The sequence below is a fragment of the Halofilum ochraceum genome (assembly GCF_001614315.2).
Classification (GTDB): Bacteria; Pseudomonadota; Gammaproteobacteria; order XJ16; family Halofilaceae; genus Halofilum; species Halofilum ochraceum.
In genome coordinates this window covers 1-9,559 of record NZ_LVEG02000029.1, presented here as the reverse complement: position 1 = coordinate 9,559, position 9,559 = coordinate 1, and the positions used below count along the sequence as shown (strand labels likewise).

The window sequence follows — 9,559 nt, the reverse complement described above, 5'->3', positions numbered from 1 at the left end:
CCTCGGTCTCGCCGGTAGTGGGCTGCTGCCTAAACCGCGGCTGCAGCCGGCGGATCCAGCGCGCAATGCGCCATGCGTGGTTGACCACGACCATGTTGAGGCCGATCAGCAGCAGGAAGCTGGCGAACAGCCACACCGAGCCGATGCCGAGCTGCCAGGCGCCGATGCCGATGATCCCCGTCAGGGCGGTCAGGCCCATCGCCAGCCAGGTGGTACCGGTCTGCGACAGGCCGGCGCGCTGCATGATGTGATGCAGGTGTTCGCGGTCCGGGCTCATGGGGTGGCGGCCCTTGAGGATGCGGCGCGTCATGATGACCACGGTATCCACCACGGGGAGGCCGAGGATCCACGCGATGGCCATGGGCGGTATGCCGGTGCCGCGCTGGAAGGTGATGTCGATCGCGAACCAGGCGACGGCGACGCCGAGCATCATGCTCTCGGAATCCCCATGAAGAACCGCGGCCGGTCCCCGCGCACGCCCGGAAAGTTGTAGATGAGGAAGCCGAGCATGAGGCCGGGGCCGATGGCGGCCGCGCCGGCCCGTGGGAGCTGCATCCGGACGAGGGGCTACGGGCGGCGAATCAAGGGGTACGGTCACTGCTCTCAGCGTCAGGCGTCCTAGACGATGCGTTCGAGGTTGTCGGGGGTACGGTCAAGCGTGCGCGCGCTGGTGGGGAACCCTATCTGCTCGAGGTCCGTGCGCGCTACTCGTGGCCCGTCGTATTCAGTGTTCCCTGCGGCGGTCGTTGGGGCAGTTCTTGCCGGTGCTGGCGGAGGCCGGGTGGGTCCCTGATTTCGTCATGTTCTGCGGTTGCCGGAACCGCGGCTGAAGTCTGCGGATCCAGCGGGCGATGCGCCATGCGTGGTTGACCACGATCATGTTGAGGCCGATCAGCAGCAGGAAGCTGGCGAACAGCCACACCGAGTCGATGCCGAGCTGCCAGGCGCCGATGCCGATGAGCCCCGTCAGGGCGGTCAGGCCCATCGCCAGCCAGGTAGTCCCGGTCTGCGACAGGCCGGCGCGCTGCATGATGTGATGCAGGTGCTCGCGGTCCGGGCTCATGGGGTGACGGCCCTTGAGGATGCGGCGCGTCATGATGACCACGGTGTCCACCACCGGCAGGGCGAGGATCCAGGCGATGGCCATGGGCGGGATGCCGGTGCCGCGCTGGAAGGTGATGTCGATCGCGAACCAGGCGACGGCGACGCCGAGCATCATGCTCCCGGAATCCCCCATGAAGATCCGCGGCCGTTTGCCGCGCACGCCCGGGAAGTTGTAGGCGAGGAAGCCGAGCAGGGCGCCGAGCATGAGGCCGGGGCCGATGGCGGCGGCGGGCGCGCCGCCGATGAGGGCGACCAGCGCGAGCGCACCGAGCATTACGGCGACCACGCCGCCGGCGAGGCCGTCGAGGCCGTCGAGCATGTTGATGGCGTTGATCAGTCCGACCACGCACAGGACCGTGAACGGCGCGTTCCAGCCGCCGAGGGCGACGCGGCCGTCGCCGGTGATGGCGCCGAGGTGGTCAATGGTCAGGTCGTTGAAGTAAATCAGGATCAGCGCGGCGCCGATCTGCAGCGCGAACTTGAGGCCGGCGCTCAGGCCGTGGCGGTCGTCGACGACGCCGGTGACGCAGAGCAGCGCCATGGCGACGAGCAGGCCCTGGTAGTGCACGGACCAGGCGCCGCTCGCCAGCAGCATGGCGGCGAAGGCGAGTGCCATCGCGGGGCCGCCGGCCAGCGGGATGGCGCCGTCGTGGAGTTTGCGGTGATCGGGGGTGTCGACGAGGCCCACGCGCGTTATGGGGCCGTGCAGGACGGCGACCAGGCCGGCCGCGACCAGCGGCGTGCCGGCGAGGGTGAGGAGCTGGACGATGTCCGTTGTGAGTCCTTCCATGGTGGTCGCCGTGGCCTGTTGTGGTCGTGGGTTATGGGTTGAGCGCGTCGGATTCAGCGCGCGTTATGAATCGTATCATGCATTGATAATGCCAGTAATAACCCGAGTGGGTGATGCATCGATGCGGGCGCTGTGCGGGGATTCTCGCATCGATTGGGGTGTGGGGGATCGGTCGGGTGTTGTTGGATCTTTGACGGTGGGTTGTCGGGTGTCGCTTCGCTCGACCCAACCTACGGGGTTGCGGGGAGCGGGTCGCATCGCGGCGGCTTGTCAGGAGCATAGCGCGCGGGCACGATCCGTCTGCGGATGATGCCATCCCGTCGCTGCTCACCAGCGCGACCCTTCATGTCTCCCGGGAGAACTATGCACACGAAAACAGGAAATGGCTCTGCGTATCGCCGTGCGGGCGAACGATCGATGTGCGCCAGCCGGCTTGCACGGGCCTGTGGTTGGGCGGGTGCCGTGCTGGTGGCGATCGTTGTGTCGGCCTGTGGCGGTGGCGGCGGCGGCAGCGGCAGCTCATCGGGGGGTGAAGGCAGTGGCAGCAACGCGATCGGCCTCGAGGCGAACGGGGTCGATCGGGCCAGCTATCTCGCGCTCTCGGGCCAGGTCAACGAAGACGGCCAGGCCACCCGGATAACGCCCGAGGCACCGGACACCATGCTCTCGTTCCTGCTGCGCAGCGCGCATGCGGTCGTGCCGGCGACCAATAACATCCTGGCGTACGACCGCAACGGCGAGCCGATCGAGAATCCGCTGTCGACGGACGTCAGCGTGCTGATTTCCGAGGTGGCCGAGGGGCCGGCCGGTGAGTACATCTACCTCGCCATCCAGGATCGGCATAACCGCAGTTACTTTACGGATTACGCGGCGCTTACGGGGCCACGGTGTACGCTGTACCGGATCAGCAAGGCCAGTGAGGACGTCTCCTGCCTCATGACGCATGAGCAGTACGATCCCTACATCTCCACGGCGAATGCCAAGCTGGCGGATAACAGCTCCGAGTCGTTCATCAAGTTTGATGAGGCCGGCAACGGTTATTTTATTGCCTTCGACCAGCAGAGCCCGTACGGCCTGGGCGGGACCGAGAAGCAACGGCTCGTGAAGGTGTCTACCGATGGCGCGGTAACGACCGTTCGCGATCCCGGCGGCTACAACGCGCGGGCCCTCGTGTATGCGCGCAACGGGAAGCTTTTCTTCACCGAGGATGAGTTTTATTCAGATGTCCCGGAAGGCGAGGAACAGGAGATCCGGGCCTGGCTGTTTGATCCCGCGGCAGGGGAATTCGAGTCGGTGGATGCGCCGAGCGCGATCAACAGAGTCGCGAGTTCGGTCGGACGCTCCGTGTTCTGGTCAACTGGCCCGGAACTCTTTCGTCTCGACCAGGAGAATGCGGCGTTCGAGCGCATCCTGACGAGCAGCGACCACATCACGGCGCTGCATCGCAGTCCTTCCGGTGAGGTGTTCGCGCAGCAGGGCGATGGTCGTATCTGGTCGGTCGCCAAGGCGACGCCTACGGTCATTGCGGATGTCGGGCGCGTGCCATACGAGCCCGGGCATCCGCGTGAGAGTCCGAGCGCGGATGAGGCCTCGAATTTCACCTATCCGTTCATCGCGTCATCGGAGCGCTGGCTGCTGTCGCGGGGGAGCACCGATGCCGGGGATCCGACCGTGTGCGTCGTCGATCTGCGTGATTACGGGCAGACCTGCGATGACAGCCAGCTCGACGCCTACGATCCCATGGTCCATACCCTGGCGGTCATCGCGGATCGCGGCTATGCGTATTTCACGCACAATGGCGTGTTCCAGCAGGCGCGGCTGGCGTTGCCGGGCTATATCGATACGCCCTCCAGCAACGCGACGATTACCGAGTCCCGGGTCGGGGACGGGAGTGCTGTCGCGACGGTGGCGCTGCGGCCCCCGATCAGCGCGAGTGGGGCGCTCGATACCGTGGAGGTGACATCGACGACCGCTACTCGGGAGGCCGATGGCGAGCAGTGGACGGAGCTGTATTTCGATTTCTCGGCGCCGGTTCAGAACCTCCGGTTCGATGAGCTGGCCCTGGTCGAGGACGATTCGGCGCGCGCTGCGCACTTCAGTCTGGCGGACGGCGGCACACGCCTGGTGGCGACTTTCCCGGAAGCCGGCGCGGCGAGCCCCCGGTTGCTCGAGCCGGCGAACCCGCAGACCTTCACGCTGGAACTCCCGCCCTCGGTGCGGCTGCCCGGGCAGACTTTCGTGTCGGATTTCGGGAGCCGGAGTGTCGATGTGACCGTCCAGCCGTGATGCGGCTGGGCGGGGCTTCCCGAACGGTTTAAATATCTTCCTGATCGGGAATATTCTGTTTGCCGTAAATCCTGGGAGAGGCTATATTACCGATCGGTACAATTTCTGCGGTGATGCCGCGTAAAAGGCATAAATATGCCCGATCGGGAAGATGTTATTCATGACGCCGCCGAACTGGGGCGCGCCATCCGCGCCCGGCGCAAGGCGCTCGCTGTGGATCAGGCCGAACTGGCCGGGTTCGCGGGTTCCGGGCCCCGGTTTCTGTCCGAGCTCGAACGCGGCAAACCGACCGCACGGATCGGCAAGGTCCTCGCCGTGCTTGATGCCCTTGGGCTTGAGATCACGATCCGCCCGAAACGGCGTCGTTCCGATGACGGCTGAGTCCCTCGAGGTCTGGCTCGAAGGCCGCCGGGCCGGGCAGCTTGCCGTTGCTGGCGGGACGCTCGTGTTCACCTACGCCGCGGACTATCAGGCGGATCCGCATGCCACCCCGCTCTCGCTGTCGATGCCGCTCGATGGCCCGGCGTGCCATGAGGGCGGGCCGGCGCACCTGTTTTTTGCGGGATTGCTGCCCGAGGGGCGCGTGCTCGAGTACGTCGCCAGGCAGCATCGGATCTCCGAGTCGAACGTGTTCGGGCTGCTGGAGGCCATCGGGGGTGACTGCGCCGGGGCCGTCAGCGTGATCCCCGCGGATACGGAAGGAGATGGAGCGTCGCCGTACCACGAGCCGATGGATGCCCGGACGCTGGCGAAGTTGTTGGCGGAGCTGCCGCGTTGGCCGGTGCGCCCGGACCATGGGGGCATCCGGCTGTCACTCGCGGGGGCGCAGAACAAGCTGCCCGTGGCTTTTCATGACGGCGACTATGCGCTGCCGCATGGTGCGGCCGCATCGACCCATATCCTCAAACCGGCGATGGCGGTTCACGAGGACTTCGCGTGGGCGACCGTGGAGAATGAGGCCTTCTGCCTCGCGCTTGCCCGCCGTGTGGGTCTGCCGGTGCCGCGCAGCGGGATCGTGGACCTCGGCGGGCCGGTGCTGATGCTGGCGCGTTACGATCGGGTCTGGGGCGACGACGCAGCCGGTCATGCGGGCTTCTCCTCGGTTCGCCGCGTCCACCAGGAGGATTTCTGCCAGGCGATGGCGCTGCCCCCGAGTGCGAAGTACGAGAACGAGGGTGGTCCGGGGTTTGCCGCGTGCGTGGAGTGCGTGCGGCGGCATGCGGATGTGCCGGTCCGGGATGGTGGTGCGCTGCTGCGCTGGCTGGTCTTCAATTACCTGATCGGCAACGCCGACGCCCACGCCAAAAACCTTTCTTTCCTGCTGCGCGGGGCGGGCGTCGAACTCGCGCCGTTTTATGATCTGATGTCGACTGCGGTGTATCCCGATCATGCCGGCAACATGGCGATGAAGATCGGCGGTCAATACGACCCCGCGTGGCTGGTCCGGGCCGAGTACTGGAAGCGGGGCGCCGAGGATGCCGGTGTTCGCTGGCCGTCACTGCGACGCACGCTGACGGAGATGGCTACAGCCGTCGCCACGCATGCGCCATCGGCACGGGCGGAGGTAGAGGATCAGGTGGGCGCGCCGGTCGATCTCCTGGGCGCGATCAGTGACGAGGTGATCGCGCGTAATGCCGATCGGTTGATCGCGTTGACCGGGTGACGGGGCGCGCCCCGCCACCCGGGAAACCCGACGCGTGCAGGTCGAATCGCTCGCCCAACGACATCCATCGCCGGCGTGTCGGCGGCCCGCTCGTCAGTGGATCCACCCCTTCCAGCGATACCAGGCCATGCCCACGTATTCATGCAACGCCCGGCTGGTCTGCCAGAAGGCCTCGCTGCCCGGGAGCCACGGATGGGTGCCGGCCTCCGGGCTTTCCACGACCTCGAAGTCCGTCGGAGCCGGGAAGGCGCGCACCTGCGCGGAGCGGAAGGTCGCCATGGCCCGCGGCATGTGCAGGGCGGAGGTGATGAGCAAAACCCGCCCGAGTTCCTCGCGTTCGACGATCTCCCCGACGATCTGCGCGTCCGTGTAGGTCCGCAGGCTGCGCCCCGGCGCGATGATGGCGTCCGCCGGCACGCCGAACGCCTGCAGCACCTCGGCGCCCGCCGCGGCGGCGGTCTGGCCCTGGTCGGTGTAGGGGCGCATGCCGGTGGTGATGATCAGCGGCGCCTTGCCGGCCGCATAGAGCTGCGCGCCGAACCAGATCCGGTCCGCGCCGTGGCCGAGGTTGGGCCCGATGCGAGGCGGTGCCTGCGGGCTGACGCCCCCGCCGAGCACGACGATGGCGTCGGCGTCCGGGATGCGGTCGATGGCGGTGGGCTTGTACTGGCGCTCGAGCGAGTACATCAGCTTCTGCGCCACGAACGGCGTGGCCAGCAGCCAGGTGCCGACCAGGGCGATCAGGAGGAGGAAGATCGCTGTCCATCGCCGACGGAAGAACAGCAGCACGATGGCGAGGGCCAGCAGGGCGAGGGTGAGCGTGAGCGGATGCGCGAGGTGCTGGAGCATGGGGCCGATTCCCTTGGCAGCGCCCGGGGCATGCGGCCCCGATTTTGACGATGGTGCGCATGATAACGCGGGTTGAGGGTTGGTGCTTGTTGCGGGGGTGATGGGTGGTCTTTTTGGCTCGGGGATCCGGGTGACGGGCTTTTTCGGTGCCTCTTTGGTATTGAGGTGCAGTGCGGGTACGTTCGCGAGCAAGCTCGCTCCTACAGGTTATGGTGGCGTGGTGATGGCTGTCGGGTGCCTGGTGGGCTGAGTGGCCTTGGTTGTCGGCCTGGCGCTGCGGGGATCACCGCGCTATCGATATCCGATCGTGCGCATAATCGACGAGCCTCGGGAAGATCACTTTCATGACCGTCAGGACTTACGACTGGGCTACTCTGAGCCATGACGCTTTATCCGGACTGGACTTGTCCGGTGCGGTGGCGGTGTTGCCGCTCGGCGCGACCGAGCAGCACGGGGCGCATCTGCCGCTCTCCACGGATACCGACCTCGCCGAGGGCCTGTTCGACGCGGCGCTGGAACGGCTGACGGCTGAGGTCACGGTTCTGCGCCTGCCGGCCATCGCCATCGGCGCCAGCGCGGAACACGCGGATCGCGCCGGCACGCTGTCCGTGCCGGCGGAGACCCTCGCGCAGACCCTGCGCTCGATCGGTGCCGGGGTGGCCGCTGCCGGGGTGCGGCGTCTGGTGCTGCTGAACGCGCACGGCGGCAACCTCGCCGCGATGGACATCGCCGCGCTGGATCTGCGGCAGGCGCACGGGATGTTCGTGGTGAAGCTGCATTACCCACGGCTGCAGATCGGCCCCGTCGATCTCCCGGCGGCGGAGCTTGCGCAGGGCATCCATGGCGGGGCGGTGGAGACGGCGATGATGCTGCATCTGCACCCCGGGCGCGTGGATCGGGCGGCGTTCCCGGCGGTGGATGCGCCTGCACCGGGTATCACGGCGAGCCCCGGGCGCGTCGCGCCGAATGGCGAAGCGCCCTGGGCCTGGCTGGCCGGTGATCTCGACGCCTCCGGCATCGCCGGCGATCCGCGGCTGGCCGATGCCGCTCTCGGTGAGCGGCTCGTGACGGGGTATGGGGCGGCGATCGCCGATGTCCTCACCGAAATCGCCTCCATGGACTGGCCCACTGACGGGTGATCCTCCGGGCCCGCGTTACCCGCCGATGAGCGCGGGCCCGTTTTCGCGAGACGAACGCGCGTTTGATGGGCTGTGGCGCGAGGGTCCCTGGCCAACGCGCCGACCGCTGAAAATCGGTGCGGGTACGATCGCGAGCAAGCTCGCTCCTACAATCGATTCCGGGAGGCTTTTACCGGCGCCTTTGCGTTGTGGCTATGTCGATTCCGGTGATTCGCTATCCTTGTGGTGGTCAGGGCATTTCCCGCCCGGCCTGCCCATCCCTGTAGGAGCGGGCTTGCCCGCGAACGTACCCGCACCCCGTTTCGGGATCGGGAGCGCAGGCAATACACCACGCCGGATACGGCGCCTCGTCGTAACGGCGGTACAGGTTTCCGTGATTCGCTATCCTTGTGATGGTCAGGGCACTTCCCGTACGGCCTGGCGGCATGGCCTGCCCATTCCTGTAGGAGCGAGCTTGCTCGCGAACGTACCCGCACCGCGTTTCGGGACCGCGAGCGCAGGCAATACACCACACCCGATAACCGCATGATTCCGGGTGCATCGAATCCCCCGGACCGATCGAACGTGAAGGACATGCCGCGCAGACGGAGTCGAAATCGATGAGCGGAGTGGATGCGGCGACGGCATGGTCGCTGGTGCGCGAGGCGTTGCGGGTGTGCCCTGGGCAGCGCCGGGCGATCACGGTCTGCACCGGCGATGCCTCCCTCGAGGTGGCACCAGGCGGCGCCTGGTCCGCGGCGCCTTCACCGGACGACGCCGCCGCGATGATGTTCGATCTCTACCTGCCGCTGTGCGCGACGCCTGGCGAGTCGCTCGTCGTCGCGCAGATGGGCCAGAGCTTGGACGGCTATGTCGCGACCGCGGATGGCGATTCCTGTTACGTGACCGGGGAAGCCGACCGCGCCCACCTGCATTGCCTGCGGGCACTGGTGGATGCGGTGATCGTCGGTGCCGGGACGGTGTCGGCGGATGATCCGCGCCTGACCGTGCGGGCGGTCGAGGGCGAACAGCCGGTGCGGGTGGTGCTGGCCCGCAACGGCGCCCTCGATCCGGCTGCGCATGTGCTGGTGGACGGCGCCGGACCGACGCTCGTGGTGCACGCCGAGGATGCGCGTCCGGTGAAAGGTGACGGCCTGGCCCTGGCGACCGATGCCGAGGGTTTTTTCGCCCCGCATACCTTGCTTCAGGCACTCGCGGCGCGCGGGTTGCGGCGGGTGCTGGTCGAAGGCGGCGGGCGCACCGTCTCGCGCTTCCTCTGCGCCGGGGCGCTGGACCGGGCGCACGTTACCATCGCCCCCCTGCTCATCGGCGCCGGCCGCCGCGGCATCGATCTCCCGCCGGCAACGTCGATCGGCCATGCCCTGCGCCCGCCGGCGCGCCGCTTCCTGCTCGGCGAGGATGTGCTGTTTGATCTGGATCTGCGTTCGGGGTAGATGCTCGTAACGCGCGCATTCGCCTCCGGCGAAGACGCGCCTACGCAATCCGTATAGCCGATGTACCGTAGGCGCGTTTTCGCGAAGCGAACGCGCGCAGCGTCCCGCCAGAAGCATTCATCCTGGAAGTAGGCCGGCCTTGCCCGCCATCGGCAATGCGGCGTGGTGGCCACCGCGATCGTGCGCCGGGCAATGCCGGCGTTCGACGCACCCCATGAATAGCGGCGCGTAGACCCGCCATGCGCGCATTCGCCTTCGGCGAAGACGCGCCTACGAAATTCGGATAGCCGATGTA

Annotated in this window: 7 protein-coding genes and 1 pseudogene; 5 read left to right on the top strand and 3 right to left on the bottom strand. The window is 67.3% G+C overall.

Going from position 1 to position 9,559, the window contains the following annotated elements:
• Both A0W70_RS16305 and A0W70_RS16300 read right to left on the bottom strand, forming a co-directional pair.
• A pseudogene (locus A0W70_RS16305) lies at window positions 1-433 on the bottom strand (hypothetical protein); the annotation flags it as partial.
• A 291-nt stretch (window positions 434-724) separates the two neighbouring features.
• The gene (locus tag A0W70_RS16300) at window positions 725-1,894 is read right to left on the bottom strand and encodes an MraY family glycosyltransferase (protein ID WP_070990173.1); all 1,170 of its coding nucleotides are present in this window, start codon (window positions 1,892-1,894) and stop codon (window positions 725-727) included.
• Between the two features lie 468 nt (window positions 1,895-2,362).
• On the opposite strand from A0W70_RS16300, the gene A0W70_RS16295 reads away from it, so the two are divergent.
• The 3 genes from A0W70_RS16295 to A0W70_RS16285 all read left to right on the top strand — a co-directional run bounded on the left by A0W70_RS16295 (window position 2,363) and on the right by A0W70_RS16285 (window position 5,843).
• On the top strand, window positions 2,363-4,180 hold the full coding sequence (locus A0W70_RS16295) for a hypothetical protein (protein WP_139150922.1): 1,818 nt from the start codon (window positions 2,363-2,365) through the stop codon (window positions 4,178-4,180).
• A 135-nt stretch (window positions 4,181-4,315) separates the two neighbouring features.
• On the top strand, window positions 4,316-4,561 hold the full coding sequence (locus A0W70_RS16290; RefSeq protein WP_070990169.1) for a helix-turn-helix transcriptional regulator: 246 nt from the start codon (window positions 4,316-4,318) through the stop codon (window positions 4,559-4,561).
• A complete protein-coding gene (locus tag A0W70_RS16285; protein ID WP_070990167.1) occupies window positions 4,551-5,843 on the top strand; it encodes a type II toxin-antitoxin system HipA family toxin in 1,293 nt (430 codons plus the stop codon). Before A0W70_RS16290 ends, A0W70_RS16285 begins: the two co-directional genes overlap by 11 nt.
• A gap of 93 nt (window positions 5,844-5,936) precedes the next feature.
• On the opposite strand, the gene A0W70_RS16280 is transcribed toward A0W70_RS16285, so the two are convergent.
• Window positions 5,937-6,692 (bottom strand): YdcF family protein, encoded by a 756-nt coding sequence (locus tag A0W70_RS16280; RefSeq protein ID WP_070990165.1) that lies wholly within the window; start codon window positions 6,690-6,692, stop codon window positions 5,937-5,939.
• Between the two features lie 344 nt (window positions 6,693-7,036).
• Between A0W70_RS16280 and A0W70_RS16275 the strand changes: the two genes are divergently transcribed.
• Together A0W70_RS16275 and A0W70_RS16270 are read left to right on the top strand one after the other, a co-directional pair.
• Window positions 7,037-7,831, top strand: a complete 795-nt coding sequence (locus A0W70_RS16275; RefSeq protein ID WP_070990163.1) for a creatininase family protein — start codon at window positions 7,037-7,039, stop codon at window positions 7,829-7,831.
• A gap of 599 nt (window positions 7,832-8,430) precedes the next feature.
• Window positions 8,431-9,264 (top strand): RibD family protein, encoded by an 834-nt coding sequence (locus tag A0W70_RS16270; RefSeq protein WP_070990161.1) that lies wholly within the window; start codon window positions 8,431-8,433, stop codon window positions 9,262-9,264.
• Window positions 9,265-9,559 lie beyond the last annotated feature (295 nt).